Here is a 15562-nt window from a genome sequence, read left to right on the forward strand (position 1 = left end):
ATCTCGCGAACGGCCATGACGATGGCACTGATGGGAGCACCAGCGGCGGCCATGTCTTCGATCAGGCGGGCGATGCTCATTGGTCGCCCTCGCTTGGCCGCGTCTTCACATCCGCCTCCAGTTCCGAAAGGAATTTGCCCAGGCTCGCCAGTGCTTCGAGCCGGTGTTCTTTGACCGAGATCGTTCCGAGGCTTGCCCGCGCTGCCCTCACCTCAAGGCTGTTGCCGTGTCGGGCAGCGGCCGAGCGGATGTTCTGGATGTGATCGCGCTCCTCGATGTAGAGGAGCCGAACCAGATCCATGTGGGCGGCGACCGAGGAGATCACCGGGTCAATCTCGGCTCTATTGCGGCTGCGATGGCCTTGCCCTGCCCTCGTCGGGTCGCATTCCCCGAAACGACAGCGTTACCGTTTGCCCTAAGCGACGTGGTCGCGTTGGTAGTGCCGTCGTTTCGGGGAGCGATTACGGGCATGGCTAGCCACGCGTGTTTCATCCGGTCCGCCTTCCCTGCAACGCTTTGAGCAGCTCGGAATTGCGGGCCTGCAGGTCGATGAGCATCTTGGTGAGCAGCACGACCTCGTTGTCGGAAATGATGCCGTCCTCAAGTGCCTCACTCACTGCGGAGCCGAGCTCGGCCGTCTTGATAATCAAGGTGTTCGCATCACGGCGAAGGTTGGTTCCGCGTTCGTCGGTCGCCAATGCGTCGAGTCTGTAACCAAGCGCGGCGGCGACCACGCGAAGGATCACCGGATCGCCTGCAATCTCATCGATCTTGGCGGCATCAGCGAGTGTGACGCGATCGCGAGCGTTGATGTCGGCGAGGCGCTGAATATGGCTCTTGCTGATGCCTGTCAGCTCGGCGGCGGCTTCCAGTCCCCCGAGAGCCGCGATCTGGCGTTTGAGGGCTGACTTGATCGGGATGTCGTTCATCATGATTCCGTGGCAGAAAGAGGGGTGTATGTGTGTCGCCGCAACTTTTGATGGGTGCTCTAGGAAAGCGCTGGCACCGAAATCAGGTGAGCGACGCCGACGTGGAACCAGATCGGCGGAGAGCAGAAAGGGGGGGCCCAAGTGACTCTAGATCTCACCACAGTTACGGCGGGAGCCGGTCTTGTATTTGGATTGATCGGCACTGCTCTCGGGGTGTGGAGTCGTGTCGATAGAATTCTTGATAAGAGAGAAAATGAACGCGCCACGCGGCCAAGAATGATTGTCGAAGCCACAGGCCAATCGAACGGCTGGACCGCCTTGACTATTCGCTTCATGCCATCCGGCATGGAAGGCTTTTGGATACAGGATATCCGGGTTGATAGAAAAGAAAGCGCATTAACAACAAGCATTTATGCCCCCTCTGAGCGAAGTGAGGTTGTTGTGCTTGTGGGCGGCATAGCCATGCCGGATGAGGTTGGGGCCGCCTCTTCTCTACCTGTCGGAGTAATGTGTGGCCCCATAGGCACAAATGCTTCACAGTTTGAGTGTTGGCTGCGTACAACAGCCAGTTCTGCGCAAATCACAGCAGTGTGCGTGAGAACAACATCGACCAACTCGGCCAAGGCCCTTAAGCGAAGAGAGGTTTCGATAGCTGCTATTGTCCCGATGACGAGCACGGCCAAGTGAAAGGCACCAAAGATCATCAGGACTTGGATGTCGTTCATGATGGTTCCGATGCATGTGGGAAATCGGACGCGGCTTTCCTGTTTCCGCGCACTAACACTTCGGGCATGTTCTCGTCAGAAGGTGCTGCCGCGCGAGGCGCTAGATTGGCAGTTCGTGCTGTGCGTTCGTGGCTTCTCCGCAGCTCCATAAAGGCGCGAACCTTGGCCTCGTTTTCTGGCCACATTCGCCCGCCTCTCCGGAGTCGCTTGACCAACTCCGAGGACCCCATCGAGGCCTTGCCAAAGTAGGAGGCGCCCATGTTCGTTTCGGACAGGAATTCCTCAATGTCCGAGAGGATGTCGGTTCGTTCTTGGGACATAAGATCGGAATATCCTTTATCAAGGATATAATCAACGTCCTTTTTTGCAGCCGTGCATATCCTCTGAGTTTAGCCCATATTGCCAACATGAACGAAACGGATTGGCGAGACCGACTCGCCCAGGTGATCAAAGACAAGGATCGAACCAAGCGGGACGTTTCTCTGAAGGCGGGAAACGGCCCCGGATATGTTCACTCCATTTTATCGGAAGGGCGCGACCCAACGATCGACAACCTCATTGGCATCTGCCAAGAGCTGGGGGTTAGCGTGTCTTATATCCTGTATGGCTTTGATATTTCTGCCGAACAGGAGGAGATTCTGAAGCTTCTGGAAAACGCGTCGCCGGAAGCGCGTGCGGGAATGATCTCTCTTCTGCGCGGATTGCAGCGGCCTTGAGGGCCTCAGCCAACGCTAGAAGCTCGTTTCTAGAGAGACTCCTCAAGACAAAAACAACCTCTCTAGCGAGCATTCCGTCCTCATTTCGTGTATGTGGATATGGAACGTAACGCGAACATACCTGCTGTACAAGCAGTACGCTCAATGGAACCAGCCGGAGCGCCCATCATTCCTGTGCAGATTCCCAAGCGGTAGGCATACCATCTAGGGATCAGAAATTATCTCCAAAAAAGGATATTTGGTATTGCTATATCCCGTAAAAAGGATATAACTCCTTCTCATGAACTGAGGCGCCCGTTTTCGAGGATGGCCGAGTGCGTACGGAACACCGATACGTGGCGCCAGTGGCCCCGGCGCATGCTCCGCCACAAGGCGATGATCCAGGCGGCCCGCTACGCCTTCGGCTTCGCCGGCATCATCGATCCTGACGAATGGGACCGCTCCCCCGAGAAAGCCGACGAGACGGCCATCAAGGCCCCGCCGGCACCACCCGCGCCGGTCATCGATGCCAAGCCCGAGCCGACACCTGAAGCGCCGCGTCCGCCGGTCACATGGTTCGAGCTGCTTGAAGCCGCGATGCAAGACGGCGAAGTCGCCCAAGTGTGGGCCGACTTCGATGTAGATCGCATTTGCGCCGACACCGAGGACCGGGCTGTCGCGCTCGCCATCGCCCGCCGGTTCGATGCGAACTGGCTGACCGAGGAGGCGTGATGTCGCGCGCCCTCCTCGTCCTGGCTAACGACGTGATCCGCCTCAGGGCAATCGAGTGGATCAAGAAGGCCCCGCCGGAAACCCGCGTGGAGTTCAAGGCGCCTCAACGGACGCTCGACCAGAACGCCCGCATGTGGGCCATGCTCACCGATGTTGCCCAACAGCTCCCCTGGCACGGCCAGAAGCTTTCGCCCGACGACTGGAAGCTTCTCTTCCTCGACGCCCTGAACTCCGAAATCCGCTTCGTCCCGAACATCGAAGGCAAAGGGTTCGTCAACCTCGGCCGTTCCTCGTCGGACCTCTCGAAAGGTGAGATGGGCGACTTCATGGCGCTCATCGAAGCGTTCGGCTCCAACCACGGCGTTACCTTCCACGGGAGGGAGCCATGAGTATCGCATCCGTTGTGTCCGTCTCCGGCGGTAGGGACTCAACAGCGACCTATCTTTTGGCGTTGGAGCGCGGTTTTCCCTTCCAAGCCGTGTTCGCGGATACTGGCCATGAACACCCTTGGACATCCCAGGCAAGAAACTTCCTGGACGCTATGCGCGGGCTGTTCCGTTGGGCCGTAGACATCGGTCTATTGGAAAACGATCCGACCGCCGGGATCAGCTATCCGAAGCGCCCCAAGGGGCAAGGATTCGCTGTCTGGGATGAGGACGACGTCGCCCGATATCAGGCCAAGTGGCCGATCGGCACCAAGGAGCGCGTTTGGCTCGATGTCCTGCTCTACACCGGCTTGCGCCGAGGCGACGCCGTGCGACTCGGCAGGCAGCATGTGAGAGATGGGGTCGCCAGTCTGAGGACCGAAAAGAGCCGCTACAACACCGAGGTCACAATCCCGATTCTGCCGGTGTTGCAAACGACGCTCGACGCCGGACCCTGCGGCGAGCTCACGTTCATCTGCGGCGACAGAGGCAACCCGCTTACCAAGGAGAGCTTCGGCAACATGTTCCGCGAGGCCTGCAATGCGGCCAAGGTGTCCAAATCGGCCCACGGGGTGCGGAAGATCGGGGCCACCAGGGCGGCTAACGCAGGGGCTACTGTGGCGGAGCTGGAAGCCCTTTTCGGCTGGCAGGGAGGCGCTATGGCGTCCCTCTATACGAGGTCGGCAGATAGGCGCAGGCTGGCCAAAGGAGCCATCGACAAACTCACGGGAACGGATCGGGAATAGTCTATCCCCGCACCCTCTCGGAAGTGCCCCGCACCTTGAAGAAAGATACAAAAAAACCAGGCACTTACGAGCCTGGCTTATTTGTTTGGTGCGGTCGAGAAGACTCGAACTTCCACGTCTTGCGACACAGCGACCTCAACGCTGCGCGTCTACCAATTCCGCCACGACCGCATCTTGGTAGTTGCCACCCCTTCCGGGCCGGCGCCGGGTATCTAGCAAGAGATTCTCCGGGGCACAAGAGGGAGGCAAGAAGAATTTTGCCAGCATCGGAAAAACCGCGAGATTCCGGGAAAAATACTCAGATCTTCACGACGTCGTCGAGGCGGCGATAGGAGGCGGGGCGCGCCAGCACCTCCGTGATCGAAACAGTCACGCGGTCGCCCTTCAGTACCACCTGCCCCTTCGCAACCGGTAGATTGTTGGCGAGGATATCGACGTCGTCGTCGGCGGAATGGTCCAGCTCGATCACCGCGCCGCGCCCCATGCGCAACAGCTGGTGAATCGGCATGGTCTGCCCACCAAGCACGACAGAGATCTCGACTTTGATCTTCTCCAAACTGGCCATCGGTCCTATCTTCCGTCTCGCCGTCGGCGGGTGCTTCGACGACCACCGGCGTCACCTCGAGCACGAAGCGGCAAACCGACGTATCATCCGTCAAGTGAGTGTTTGCGGCATAAGGTTACCGAATGGTTAACGAACGATCCGAAATCAGGACGGACATGCGCTCCGCCCCCGGTTCCCCCTCAGTCGAGTGGCGTATCGAGCCTGGGCTCGTCGATTACGAGGCCGGCGTCGCCTTCATGGAAGAGCGTGTCGCCGCCATTGCCGAGGGACGGGCCGCCGAACTCGTCTGGCTGGTCGAACACCCTCCCCTCTACACCGCCGGAACCAGCGCCGACCCGAGCGACCTTGTCGAGCCCGACCTGTTTCCGGTCCATCAGACCGGGCGCGGCGGACAGTACACCTATCATGGCCCAGGTCAGCGGGTGGCCTACGTGATGCTCGACCTCGATCGTCGCGGCAAGGATGTGAGGGCCTTCGTCGCGGCGCTGGAACGCTGGATCATCGGCGCGTTGGCCGCGTTCAACGTTCGGGGCGAAACGCGCGAGGACCGGGTCGGGGTCTGGGTTCGCCGCCCGGACAAGGGAGACGGCGCGGAGGACAAGATCGCCGCCATCGGCATCCGCGTCCGTCGCTGGGTCACCTTCCACGGGATAAGCCTCAACGTCGAACCGGACCTCAGCCATTTCGCCGGAATCGTACCTTGCGGCATCCGGGGGCATGGCGTGACGAGCCTTGTCGATCTGGGGCTTCCAGTGACCATGGAAGATGCGGACACGGCATTGAAGGCCGGCTTCATCGAGGTGTTCGGGGCTTGCGGGCCATGGGCGGGCTGAGCGCCGAGCGACGACGGCTCATCCGGTCGGACGACATGGACGGAAACCTTGGCCGAAAGGCGCAAGGCCTCGCCTGCGGGAACCAAATCCATCGACAGTGCCCGTTTCCACAAGACGGCATCATATGCGGTGAGAATATGGGGTCGTCTCGTCTGTCGGACCGCGAAGAATCGAATCTGAGATCGGGCGCCGCTTGCTCCCTGATGGCAATGCCCCAGACTTTTCAAGACAATTGGTCGTATCTCGATTTATTTGTCATACTTAAGAAATCGATTCAACATCAAAAGTTGAAAAGCGGAACAAGTCGATCATCATTGGATTGGACGATCATATCGCCGGTATTTTGCCAGAAGAGCCCTTAAAAACCCAAATCCAGACCCGGATATTATACCTTAGTATAGGTCTCAAATTCATGCGGATCAGCAGAATCTTCCATGAAGGAGACTGATTTGTCTCTTTTGCTAAAATGCCCACTGGGTTAACTTGTCCCTAGCCGGTGTGGAGGCCGGCGTCCGGGGAGTGATAAGGCCTTCGGCCGCTCCCGGATAAAATGTGGAGGAGAGAATGCGCACTCTTAACTTGCTCGCCGCGACCGCCTTTGCGACGGCTCTTTCCGTTTCGTCTGCCTTTGCGCTGACCGTTGGCTTCTCGCAGATCGGTTCGGAATCCGGCTGGCGCGCTGCCGAGACGAGCGTTACCAAGCTCGAAGCTCAGAAGCGCGGCATCGACCTGAAGTTCGCCGACGCCCAGCAGAAGCAGGAAAACCAGATCAAGGCCGTTCGTTCGTTCATCGCCCAGGGCGTTGACGCGATCCTGATCGCTCCGGTGGTCGCCACCGGTTGGGATGCCGTCCTCAAGGAAGCCAAGGAAGCCAATATTCCGGTGATCCTGCTCGACCGTACCGTCGATGCTCCCCAGGACCTCTATCTCACCGCCGTCACGTCCGACACGGTCTTCGAAGGCAAGGTTGCCGGCGATTGGCTCGTGAAGGAAGTCGGCGACAAGCCGTGCAACATCGTCGAGCTCCAGGGCACGACGGGCTCGTCGCCGGCCATCAACCGCAAGAAGGGCTTTGACGAGGCTATCGCCAGCCACGCCAACCTGAAGATCATCCGCAGCCAGACCGGTGACTTCACCCGCACCAAGGGTAAGGAAGTCATGGAAAGCTTCATCAAGGCTGAAGGCGGCGGCAAGAACATCTGCGCTCTTTACGCCCACAATGACGACATGGCCGTCGGCGCCATCCAGGCGATCAAGGAAGCTGGCCTGAAGCCGGGCAAAGACATCCTCGTCGTCTCCGTCGACGCCGTTCCGGATATCTTCCAGGCCTTCGTCGCCGGTGAAGCCAACGCCACCGTCGAACTGACCCCGAACATGGCCGGCCCGGCCTTCGATGCCCTTGACGCCTATCTCAAGGACAAGAAGGAGCCCGCCAAGTGGATCCAGACCGAGTCCAAGCTCTACACGCCGGCTGATGACCCGCAGAAGGTCTACGACGAGAAGAAGGGCCTCGGTTACTGATACCGTCCCGGAGCGCCGCCCCTTTTCGTAATGGGCGGCGTTCCCCTTTATTGCCGGGCCGCTTTTTCCGGCTGTCGGCGGGCTTGTCCCTCGGGGTGAGGCCGTCGCATCGGAGGGCGGCCCGTTTCTTTGATCGGCAATAGTTGGACCAGCTATCATGGCGAACGCTCAGCCCCTGCTATCCGTGCGCGGAGTCAGCAAGGCCTTTCTTGGCGTATCCGCGCTCGAAAATGTCGACTTCACGCTTCAGGCCGGTGAAGTGCACGCTCTTCTCGGCGAGAACGGCGCGGGCAAATCGACGCTTATCAAGATCATCACGGGTGCCTACCGCCGCGACGAGGGCGAGGTCCTGCTCGAAGGAACGCCCATCTATCCGCGCGACGTCGTCGACGCCCAGAAGCTTGGCATCGGCACCGTCTATCAGGAGGTCAACCTTCTGACCAACCTCACGGTGGCCGAGAACCTTTTCCTTGGACGCGAGCCCAAGCGTTTCGGCCTGACCGATGTGCGTGAGATGAACCGCCGCTCGCGCGCCATCCTCGACACCTATGGCCTCGGTATCGACGTCACAGCACCGCTCGCCAACTTCTCGGTCGCCATCCAGCAGGTTGTCGCCATCGCCCGCGCGGTCGACATTTCCGGCAAGGTGCTCGTGCTGGACGAACCGACCGCCAGCCTCGACGCCCACGAAGTGGAAATGCTGTTCGCCGTGGTCCGCCAGCTTCGTGCGCGCGGCATGGGCATCATCTTCATCAGCCATTTCCTCGATCAGGTCTACGAGATCGCTGACACCATTACGGTGCTGCGCAACGGCCGGCTGATCGATACCGTGCCTGTAGCCGGTCTCGATCGCTTGAAGCTGGTCTCCATGATGCTGGGCCGCCAGCTCGAAGCCGACATCAAGCGTACGATCGACCCCAACACGGCCAAGACCGAACCGCTGGTCTCGCTACGCGGGCTTGGCAAGCGCGGAAACGTCGATCCGATCGACCTCGACATCCGCCAGGGCGAAGTGGTCGGCATCGCCGGTCTCCTCGGCTCCGGCCGCACGGAAACGGCACAGCTCGTGTTCGGCATCGAGCGCGCCGACAGCGGCACCATCAGCGTCGCCGGCACGCCGGTCAACATGTCCTCGCCGCGCAAGGCAATCGCTCAGGGCTTCGCCTTCTGTCCGGAGGACCGCAAGACCGACGGCATCGTCGGCGACCTGTCGGTGCGCGAGAACATCATCTTCGCGCTTCAGGCTCAGCGCGGCTGGATGCGTCCCCTCTCCCGCTCCGAGCAGGAGGCGCTTGCCGATCGCTACATCGCCGCCCTGGACATCCGCACGTCCGACCGCGAGAAGCCGATCAAGTTCCTGTCCGGCGGCAATCAGCAAAAGGTCCTGCTGGCCCGCTGGCTCGCAACCAATCCGCGCTTCCTCATCCTCGATGAGCCGACCCGCGGCATCGACGTCGGCGCCCATGCCGAGATCATTCGCCTGATCATCGATCTCTGCGAGCGCGGGATGGCCCTTCTGGTCATCTCGTCGGAACTCGGCGAACTCGTCGGCTATTCCTCCCGCATCATCGTGCTGAGAGACCGCAAGATGGTCAGCGAGCTGACCGGCGAGGAGATTTCCACCGACCAAATCATGAAGGCCATCGCTTCGCATGGCGCGACCGGGGAGGCAGCGTAATGGCCGTTCCTACCATCGTCCGTGAGCGGACACCCCAGATTATCGTCCTGGCGGTGATCCTTGCGCTCAACGCGATCATTTCGCCGGGCTTCTTTTCCATCGAGATCCAGAACGGCCGCCTCTACGGTTCGCTGATCGACGTGCTCAACCGCGGCGCGCCGGTCACCCTTCTGGCCATCGGCATGACGCTGGTGATCGCGACCAAGGGCATCGATCTTTCCGTCGGTGCCGTAATGGCCATCGTCGGCGCCGTCGCGGCGTCGCTGATCACCTCCGGCTACTCGCTTCCTGCGACGCTCGCCGGAGCGCTGTTCGTCGGCCTCGTCTGCGGCATCTGGAACGGCGCTCTGGTCGCCCTGCTGGACATTCAGCCGATCATCGCCACGCTGATCCTGATGGTGGCCGGCCGAGGCATCGCCCAGCTCATCACCGAAGGCGTCATTCTGACTTTCAACGACAAGCCCGAACTGATCTTCGTCGGTTCCGGCTCGTTCCTGAACCTGCCGATGCCGGTCATCATCTGGATCGTCATTGCGATCCTGGCGATCCTGGTCATTCGGCGCTCGGCGCTCGGGCTGCTGATCGAGGCGATCGGCGTCAACCGGCGCGCCTCCACGCTGTCGGGTGTCAATTCCCGCGTCATCCTACTCGCCGTCTACGCGGTGTCCGGGCTCTGCGCGGCCGTCGCCGGCGTTATCGCCGCCGCCGATATCAAGGGCGCCGACGCCAACAACGCCGGTCTCTGGCTTGAGATGGATGCCATCCTGGCGGTGGTGATCGGCGGAACGTCGCTGCTCGGTGGTCGCTTCTCGCTTGTCGGCTCGCTGATGGGCGCCATGATCATCCAGTCGCTCAATACCGGCATTCTCCTGGCGGGCTTCCCGCCGGAGTTCAACCTCATCATCAAGGCGGCGATCATCCTGATCATTCTGATCGTCCAATCGCCTGCCAGCCAGGCGGCCATCGCCAACTTCCGGGCCAACCGGCAGCCGGTGGCGGTCAAGACCGAAAGCAGGGAGCACGCGGCGCGATGAAAAACTCCAAGTACCTGCCGCTGATGGCCACCTTTGTGGTCTTCGTGCTGGCCTACGTCATTTGCATCTCGGTGTTTCCGAACATGCTCTCGACGCGCGTCGCCGGCAACCTGCTGACCGACAACGCCTTTCTCGGCATCACTGCGGTCGGCATGACCTTCGTGATCCTGTCCGGCGGCATCGACCTGTCGGTTGGATCGGTGATCGCCTTCACCGGCGTGTTCCTGTCGGTGGTCCTGCGGGATACCTCCATCCATCCGCTGGCGGCCTTTGCCATCGTGCTGGTGCTGACCACCGCCTTCGGGGCGGCGATGGGGGGCGTCATCTTCTTCCTGGACATGCCGCCGTTCATCGTGACGCTGGCCGGCATGTTCCTCGCCCGCGGCATTTCCTATCTGCTGACGACGGAATCGGTGCCCATCACCCATCCGTTCTATTCGACCCTGCAGGACATCTACATCAGGATGCCCGGCGGTGGACGGTTGACGCTGATCGCCATGGTCATGCTGGCCGTATTCGCCCTCGGCATCATCATCGCCCAGCGCACCCGCTTCGGCACCTATGTCTACGCCCTGGGCGGCAACCTCACGTCCGCCCAGCTCATGGGCGTGCCTGTGGCAAAGACGACGATCGGCATCTACGCCCTTTCGGGCTTCCTTGCCGGCCTCTCGGGCATCGTCTTCTCGCTCTACACCTCGGCCGGCTATTCGCTGGCGGCCGTCGGTGTCGAGCTCGACGCCATCGCCGCCGTGGTGATCGGCGGTACGCTGCTGACCGGCGGCTACGGCTTTGTCGCCGGTACTTTCCTGGGCATCTGCATCCAGGGGCTGATCCAGACCTACATCGTGTTCGATGGTACGCTGTCGAGCTGGTGGACCAAGATCGTCATCGGTCTTCTGCTGTTCGGCTTCATCGCTCTCCAGCGCGGCCTGATGTGGATGTCCGAGCGCAGCGCCCGCAACATGCGCCACGCCTCGGCCGCCCAGCCGACAAGCGCCTGATCGAACGGCCCTAGCCAAAGTGGAACCGCCGCCGGAGCGATCCGGCGGCGGTTCCATTTCGGGCAGGCATTGAAGCGGATCGATTACCGATCGAGGTAATGGATGGTGGGCAGATCGCGCAGTCGCTGCGCGGCCGTCTCCGGCGTCAGGTCGCGCTGAGGCGAACCGAGCATCTCGAAGCCGACCATGAACTTCTTCACCGTCGCCGAGCGCAGGAGCGGCGGGTAGAAGTGGGCGTGGAACATCCACTCCTCATGCGCCTCTCCATCGGTCGGCTTCTGATGGAACCCCATCGAGTAGGGGAAGGACGTCTCGAACAGGTTGTCGTAGCGGATGGCGATATTGGACAGCGCGTCGGCCAGCGAGGCGCGCTCGCCGGTCGTGAACTCGTCGAAACCGCCCATGCGGCGCTTGGGCAGCACCATGGTCTCGAACGGCCAGATCGCCCAGTAAGGCATCAGGACGACGAAGTGGTCGTTCTGATGGATGATGCGCTCGCCGAGCTTCAGCTCCTTTTCGACGTAGTCGAGGAGCATCGCCCTTCCCTTTTCCTTGAAATAGGCGAGCTGACGATCGGTTTCCTTGGCGGTCTCGTTGGGCATATGTCGGCTCGACCAGATCTGCCCATGCGGATGCGGTTGCGAGCATCCCATCGCCTCGCCGCGATTCTCGAAGATCAGCACCGAACCGATGTCGGGTTTCGAGCCGAGGTCGACGAACTGCTCGATCCAGGCATCGACGACATAGGTGATCTCTTCGACCGACATGCGCGACAGCGTCTGGTCGTGGCGCGGTGAGAAGCACAGCACCCGGCAAAGACCGGATTCGCCTTCGGCGATCATCAGCCCATCGTCGTTCTGATAATCGGAGGGCGCATCCGGCGTCAGCGCTGCGAAGTCGTTGGTGAAAACGAAGGTATGCTTGTAGTCAGGGTTGCGCTCGCCGTTCATGCGCAGATTGCCGGTGCAGAGATTGCATTTCGGGTCGTGCGCGATACCCGCGACGGGCGGCAACTTCTCCACCTGCCCCTGCCACGGACGCTTGGCCCGGTGCGGCGATACCAACACCCACTCCCCCGTAAGTGGGTTGAACCGGCGGTGAGGATGATCGGCGAATGCGTTCATGATTGTTCCGTCCTGGCCGATGGATCGGTCGGCAACCGGCTGGAACGCCTGCGCGTCCCGGAAAGGGAACGGAGCGGACCGTCCGGCTACCGCTCCGCCGGTGCACTCAGCCCGCGAGCGGGCCCACTCCCTGCTGCGGCGAACAGGCAAAGATGGTCGACTTGAGACCGGTCGCCTTCTCGTAGGCCGCCTTCACGTTTTCCATGAAAGCATCGGCGGCGCCGGCTTCGACAAGGCTCACCGTGCAACCGCCGAAGCCGCCGCCGGTCATGCGAGAGCCGAACACACCGGGCTGCTTCTGGGCGATGTCGACCAGCACGTCGACCTCTTCGCATGAGATCTCGTAGTCGTCGCGCATCGAGGCGTGCGACTGGTTCATCAACGCGCCGCAACGGGCCAGATTTCCCGCGGCCAGCGCATCGGCCGCTTCAAGCACTCGCTCGTTCTCCGTGACGATGTGGCGGGCACGACGATAGGTGACGTCCGAGACCAGCGCCTTGTTCGCTTCGAGGTCGGCGGGCGTCACATCGCGCAGCGCCTTGATCGGTCCGAGCACCGGGGAGAGAAGGCGGACCGCCTCCTCGCAGGACGCGCGGCGCTTGTTGTATTCGCCCGAGGCCAGTTCATGGTGGACCATCGAGTTGGCGACGACGATGCGGGCCCGCGGATCGATCGGCACAGGCCGCTTTTCAAGGCTGCGACAGTCGATCATCAACGCATGATCGTGCTGGCCGTTGCAGGAAATGAACTGGTCCATGATGCCGCAGCGCATGCCGACGAACTCGTTCTCGGCCTTCTGGCAGAGCTTGGCGAGTTCGACCGTGTCGATAGGCAGCCCGGCAACGGTCAGAAGGCTATAGCCGATCGACACCTCGAGCGCTGCCGAGGACGACAGGCCGGAACCGACCGGAACCGACGAGGCGACCAGGATGTCGGCACCCTTGAGCGCCTTTCCGGCGCCAGCCAGCGCCACGGCCACACCGAACACGTAATCTGTCCAGTCGCGCTTCGGCTGGGGAGCAGGATCGTCCAGATCGAACTCCCGAGTCTCACCAATCTTGGCCGAGTGGACACGGAGGATTCTGTCCGGACGAGGCGCAACGGCGGCACGGGTCTCGTATTCCAGCGCCGCCGGCATGATGAAGCCGTCATTGTAGTCGGTATGCTCGCCGATCAGGTTGACGCGCCCGGGGGCCCTGATGAGAAACGGCTCGCTTCCGAAGATATCCCTGAATCCTGCCTTGAGCTCGTCGACGCTGAACATGTTGGCTTCTCGCCTCCCGAAGATCACGACCGGCGCCCCTCCGAAACGGTTGCCGGCATGGATGAATGCGCTGTATCGATCGCGCCGCTTCGGGCTCACGCAGCGAGGCGACACTCCTTTATAGACAGCATAAAACAACCCGGCAAGCACTGGCCGCTTGCGCGCCTTTGCGTACACCCCCGCGATTCCGCTCTCCATGGGGAAAGCGGACCGGGTGACGGCGAGCTCGATTTTACTTACGGCAAGCCTTGGGTGCGGCCATGTTCGGCCCGGAAGGCCTTGGGGCTGCACCCGGTGTAGCGGCGGAAGACGCGACTGAAATAGAGCGGGTCTTCGTAGCCGACCTGGGCGGCGATCTGCTTCACCGGGCTCGGCGTCACCAGAAGCAGATGACAGGCGAACTGGATCACCTGCTCTTCGCGCCATTTCAGGATCGACCGGCCGAGGGTCTGCGTGAACAGATGGGCCAGGCGCGACGGCGACAGGCAAACCGCCTGGGCGATTTCCGCCACCGAAAGTGGCCTGTGCAGATTGTCGGTGACGAACTTGCAGGCCATCAGCAGACGCTGATCGAAGTGCCCCGGCGGTGCCGTCGCCCGATCATTCTTGGCGCAGAGCAGTATCACCCGCTCCAGGAGGTTCATGGCGAGTTCCATGGAAAGCAGATCGGTGTTGGCCGACCAGCTTGCCACTTCCCCGAACAGCGCTTCCAGCGTTGCCACCAGCGACTTGTCGTCCACCCGCTGCACGAAGAATGCGCCGCGCGCTCCCCGCCAGGACAGCCAGCCGCTCCAGAAGGCGCGGGGCTGGAAATAGATCCAGCGGTGCCACCATTCCGATGCCCCCGGCGCGCGCCCGTAGTCGTGAATGGCCCCCGGCGGAAACAGCACGAGATCACCCGGCTCCACCGTGAAGCGGTTCTCTCCGTCGAAGACTTCGCCGCTGCCCTTGACCGTCAGGTTGATGATCCAGCCGCGCATGCCGTCCGGCCGCTCGATGCGGAAATCGAGCGGACCACCCCGTTCGATCGGCGTGATGCCGGCGACGAGACGTGTATCGAAGTGGAAACCGGGGAACAGCGGAGCGACGAAGGGGTCGGCCGTCGTCTCCCCTCCTGCCTGCAAGAGCGACAAACGGCGAATGACGCTCTCGACCTGAGCCGGTGCGGAAAGGGGGGCGGCAGTATCGTCCATGTAAAAAGCTGGATTAGCCCTTTGGGAAGCAGATGGGGCGCACTATAATCCTCTCAATCAAAATGAGCAATAACAGCGGCTTGAATTCGATCGCCGACAAGGAGGAAGAGGCTGGACGTTTCGCTTGGAGGGCGAAATTCGTCCGCATCACGGCTGACGCATAAGCGAAACCACGTGGCGTTTCTCGGCGCGTCGTTCGTTCAGTTTTGCCGGCAAGATGCGAAGCGATAGGATCAGACGCGAACGCAACGGTCCTGCGGCTCGGCGCTTCTGTCGAGACCCGCGCCCATCGTTGGGTTATCTAGCGCTGTTGGTCGTTACGAGTCGCGGCCGGCAAGTAAATCATGCTGAAGGCAGCCATCCATGAAACTCAAGGAACTCCGCGAACAGGTCTGCGAGGCCAATCTGGAACTCGACCGTCGCAAGATTGTCGTTCACACCTGGGGCAATGTCTCGGGCGTGGACCGCGAGAAGGGCTACATCGTCATCAAGCCGTCGGGCGTCTCCTACGACAAGCTGACGCCTGACAAGCTGGTGGTTGTGAACCTTGCCGACGGCAAGGTGCTGGAGGGCGATCTCAATCCCTCCACCGATACCAAGACGCATCTGGTGCTCTACCGCGCCTTCCCGACCATCGGTGGCGTCACCCACACGCATTCCCCTTACGCCGTTGCCTGGGCGCAGGCGCGCAAGGAAATCCCCTGCTTCGGCACCACGCATGCGGACTACTGCCACGGCGCCGTTCCGCTGACGGCTCCGCTTACGGCGGAAGAAGTGACGGCAGACTACGAAGCCAACACCGGCGAGGCCATCGTCCGCCGTCTCGGCAACGAGAACCCGCTTGCCAAGCCCATGGTGCTCGTGGCCGGCCACGGTCCGTTCACCTGGGGCAAGAATGCTCCCGACTCGGTGCTCAACGCCGTGTTCCTTGAAGAGATCGCCCGCATCGCCACCACCACCGTGATGCTCGCGCCCAATGCCGCCCCGGTCGAGGAATACGTCTCGGAATACCACTACCAGCGCAAGCATGGCCCTGGAGCATGGTACGGCCAGAAGAAGGCCTGATCATTCCCCCTGTTTCCGGGCACCGGAAACGA

The 15562-nt window shown here is 61.5% G+C and carries 17 protein-coding genes and 1 tRNA gene; 11 read left to right on the top strand and 7 right to left on the bottom strand.

What is annotated here, in order from left to right; translation table 11 throughout:
- Positions 1-76 precede the first annotated feature (76 nt).
- Positions 77-325, bottom strand: coding sequence for a hypothetical protein (locus tag QQZ18_RS00975; RefSeq protein WP_284537411.1), 249 nt, complete (start codon positions 323-325; stop codon positions 77-79).
- Between the two features lie 163 nt (positions 326-488).
- Complete coding sequence (locus QQZ18_RS00980; RefSeq protein ID WP_284537412.1) at positions 489-932, bottom strand: phage regulatory CII family protein; 444 nt, start codon at positions 930-932, stop codon at positions 489-491.
- 138 nt (positions 933-1070) lie between these two features.
- Here QQZ18_RS00980 and QQZ18_RS00985 point away from each other — a divergent pair, with 138 nt between their 5' ends.
- The 5 genes from QQZ18_RS00985 (at position 1071) to QQZ18_RS01005 (ending at position 4252) form a co-directional block, all read left to right on the top strand.
- Complete coding sequence (locus QQZ18_RS00985; protein WP_284537413.1) at positions 1071-1616, top strand: hypothetical protein; 546 nt, start codon at positions 1071-1073, stop codon at positions 1614-1616.
- Positions 1617-1965: 349 nt separating this feature from the next.
- The gene (locus QQZ18_RS00990; protein WP_284537414.1) at positions 1966-2370 is read left to right on the top strand and encodes a helix-turn-helix domain-containing protein; all 405 of its coding nucleotides are present in this window, start codon (positions 1966-1968) and stop codon (positions 2368-2370) included.
- A 306-nt stretch (positions 2371-2676) separates the two neighbouring features.
- Positions 2677-3081, top strand: coding sequence for a recombinase RecT (locus QQZ18_RS00995; protein WP_446728586.1), 405 nt, complete (start codon positions 2677-2679; stop codon positions 3079-3081).
- A complete protein-coding gene (locus tag QQZ18_RS01000) occupies positions 3081-3470 on the top strand; it encodes a recombination protein NinB (protein WP_284537415.1) in 390 nt (129 codons plus the stop codon). Before QQZ18_RS00995 ends, QQZ18_RS01000 begins: the two co-directional genes overlap by 1 nt.
- Positions 3467-4252, top strand: coding sequence for a tyrosine-type recombinase/integrase (locus QQZ18_RS01005; protein WP_284537416.1), 786 nt, complete (start codon positions 3467-3469; stop codon positions 4250-4252). The genes QQZ18_RS01000 and QQZ18_RS01005 overlap by 4 nt, the downstream gene beginning before the upstream one ends.
- A gap of 86 nt (positions 4253-4338) precedes the next feature.
- On the opposite strand, the gene QQZ18_RS01010 is transcribed toward QQZ18_RS01005, so the two are convergent.
- Together QQZ18_RS01010 and QQZ18_RS01015 are read right to left on the bottom strand one after the other, a co-directional pair.
- Positions 4339-4423, bottom strand: a tRNA-Leu gene (locus QQZ18_RS01010).
- Positions 4424-4550: 127 nt separating this feature from the next.
- Positions 4551-4817 carry a FliM/FliN family flagellar motor switch protein gene (locus QQZ18_RS01015; RefSeq protein WP_101288026.1) on the bottom strand — a complete coding sequence of 89 codons (267 nt, stop codon included), beginning with the start codon at positions 4815-4817 and terminating at the stop codon, positions 4551-4553.
- Positions 4818-4972: 155 nt separating this feature from the next.
- On the opposite strand from QQZ18_RS01015, the gene lipB reads away from it, so the two are divergent.
- From lipB to yjfF, 5 genes are all read left to right on the top strand, one after another.
- Positions 4973-5650 (top strand): lipoyl(octanoyl) transferase LipB, encoded by a 678-nt coding sequence (lipB, locus tag QQZ18_RS01020; protein ID WP_284537417.1) that lies wholly within the window; start codon positions 4973-4975, stop codon positions 5648-5650.
- 564 nt (positions 5651-6214) lie between these two features.
- Complete coding sequence (gene ytfQ, locus QQZ18_RS01025) at positions 6215-7171, top strand: galactofuranose ABC transporter, galactofuranose-binding protein YtfQ (protein WP_284537418.1); 957 nt, start codon at positions 6215-6217, stop codon at positions 7169-7171.
- A gap of 157 nt (positions 7172-7328) precedes the next feature.
- Positions 7329-8849, top strand: coding sequence for a galactofuranose ABC transporter, ATP-binding protein YtfR (gene ytfR / locus QQZ18_RS01030; RefSeq protein ID WP_446728587.1), 1521 nt, complete (start codon positions 7329-7331; stop codon positions 8847-8849).
- Complete coding sequence (locus tag QQZ18_RS01035; RefSeq protein ID WP_284537419.1) at positions 8849-9883, top strand: ABC transporter permease; 1035 nt, start codon at positions 8849-8851, stop codon at positions 9881-9883. Before ytfR ends, QQZ18_RS01035 begins: the two co-directional genes overlap by 1 nt.
- The gene (gene yjfF / locus QQZ18_RS01040; protein ID WP_284537420.1) at positions 9880-10884 is read left to right on the top strand and encodes a galactofuranose ABC transporter, permease protein YjfF; all 1005 of its coding nucleotides are present in this window, start codon (positions 9880-9882) and stop codon (positions 10882-10884) included. The genes QQZ18_RS01035 and yjfF overlap by 4 nt, the downstream gene beginning before the upstream one ends.
- 83 nt (positions 10885-10967) lie before the next feature.
- Here yjfF and QQZ18_RS01045 read toward each other — a convergent pair whose 3' ends face one another.
- From QQZ18_RS01045 to araC, 3 genes are all read right to left on the bottom strand, one after another.
- Entirely contained in the window at positions 10968-12008 is a 1041-nt protein-coding gene (locus QQZ18_RS01045; RefSeq protein WP_284537421.1) for a UDP-glucose--hexose-1-phosphate uridylyltransferase, read from the bottom strand.
- 106 nt (positions 12009-12114) lie between these two features.
- Positions 12115-13272 carry a galactokinase gene (locus QQZ18_RS01050; protein ID WP_284537422.1) on the bottom strand — a complete coding sequence of 386 codons (1158 nt, stop codon included), beginning with the start codon at positions 13270-13272 and terminating at the stop codon, positions 12115-12117.
- A gap of 236 nt (positions 13273-13508) precedes the next feature.
- Positions 13509-14465: an arabinose operon transcriptional regulator AraC gene (araC, locus tag QQZ18_RS01055; RefSeq protein WP_284537423.1), complete on the bottom strand. Its 957-nt coding sequence runs from the start codon at positions 14463-14465 to the stop codon at positions 13509-13511.
- 363 nt (positions 14466-14828) lie between these two features.
- Between araC and araD the strand changes: the two genes are divergently transcribed.
- Positions 14829-15530: an L-ribulose-5-phosphate 4-epimerase AraD gene (gene araD / locus QQZ18_RS01060; RefSeq protein ID WP_284537424.1), complete on the top strand. Its 702-nt coding sequence runs from the start codon at positions 14829-14831 to the stop codon at positions 15528-15530.
- Positions 15531-15562 lie beyond the last annotated feature (32 nt).

The organism is Pleomorphomonas sp. T1.2MG-36, assembly GCF_950100655.1.
Taxonomy (GTDB): Bacteria; Pseudomonadota; Alphaproteobacteria; order Rhizobiales; family Pleomorphomonadaceae; genus Pleomorphomonas.

Excerpts from the sequence above, each read along its gene's own strand:
- QQZ18_RS00980 (WP_284537412.1), bottom strand. The coding sequence starts at position 932 with ATGATGAACGACATCCCGATCAAGTCAGCCCTCAAACGCCAGATCGCG.
- QQZ18_RS00995 (WP_446728586.1), top strand. The coding sequence starts at position 2,677 with ATGGCCGAGTGCGTACGGAACACCGATACGTGGCGCCAGTGGCCCCGG.
- QQZ18_RS01000 (WP_284537415.1), top strand. The coding sequence starts at position 3,081 with ATGTCGCGCGCCCTCCTCGTCCTGGCTAACGACGTGATCCGCCTCAGG.
- QQZ18_RS01005 (WP_284537416.1), top strand. The coding sequence starts at position 3,467 with ATGAGTATCGCATCCGTTGTGTCCGTCTCCGGCGGTAGGGACTCAACA.
- QQZ18_RS01015 (WP_101288026.1), bottom strand. The coding sequence starts at position 4,817 with ATGGCCAGTTTGGAGAAGATCAAAGTCGAGATCTCTGTCGTGCTTGGT.
- lipB (WP_284537417.1), top strand. The coding sequence starts at position 4,973 with ATGCGCTCCGCCCCCGGTTCCCCCTCAGTCGAGTGGCGTATCGAGCCT.
- ytfQ (WP_284537418.1), top strand. The coding sequence starts at position 6,215 with ATGCGCACTCTTAACTTGCTCGCCGCGACCGCCTTTGCGACGGCTCTT.
- ytfR (WP_446728587.1), top strand. The coding sequence starts at position 7,329 with ATGGCGAACGCTCAGCCCCTGCTATCCGTGCGCGGAGTCAGCAAGGCC.
- QQZ18_RS01035 (WP_284537419.1), top strand. The coding sequence starts at position 8,849 with ATGGCCGTTCCTACCATCGTCCGTGAGCGGACACCCCAGATTATCGTC.
- yjfF (WP_284537420.1), top strand. The coding sequence starts at position 9,880 with ATGAAAAACTCCAAGTACCTGCCGCTGATGGCCACCTTTGTGGTCTTC.
- QQZ18_RS01045 (WP_284537421.1), bottom strand. The coding sequence starts at position 12,008 with ATGAACGCATTCGCCGATCATCCTCACCGCCGGTTCAACCCACTTACG.
- QQZ18_RS01050 (WP_284537422.1), bottom strand. The coding sequence starts at position 13,272 with ATGTTCAGCGTCGACGAGCTCAAGGCAGGATTCAGGGATATCTTCGGA.
- araC (WP_284537423.1), bottom strand. The coding sequence starts at position 14,465 with ATGGACGATACTGCCGCCCCCCTTTCCGCACCGGCTCAGGTCGAGAGC.
- araD (WP_284537424.1), top strand. The coding sequence starts at position 14,829 with ATGAAACTCAAGGAACTCCGCGAACAGGTCTGCGAGGCCAATCTGGAA.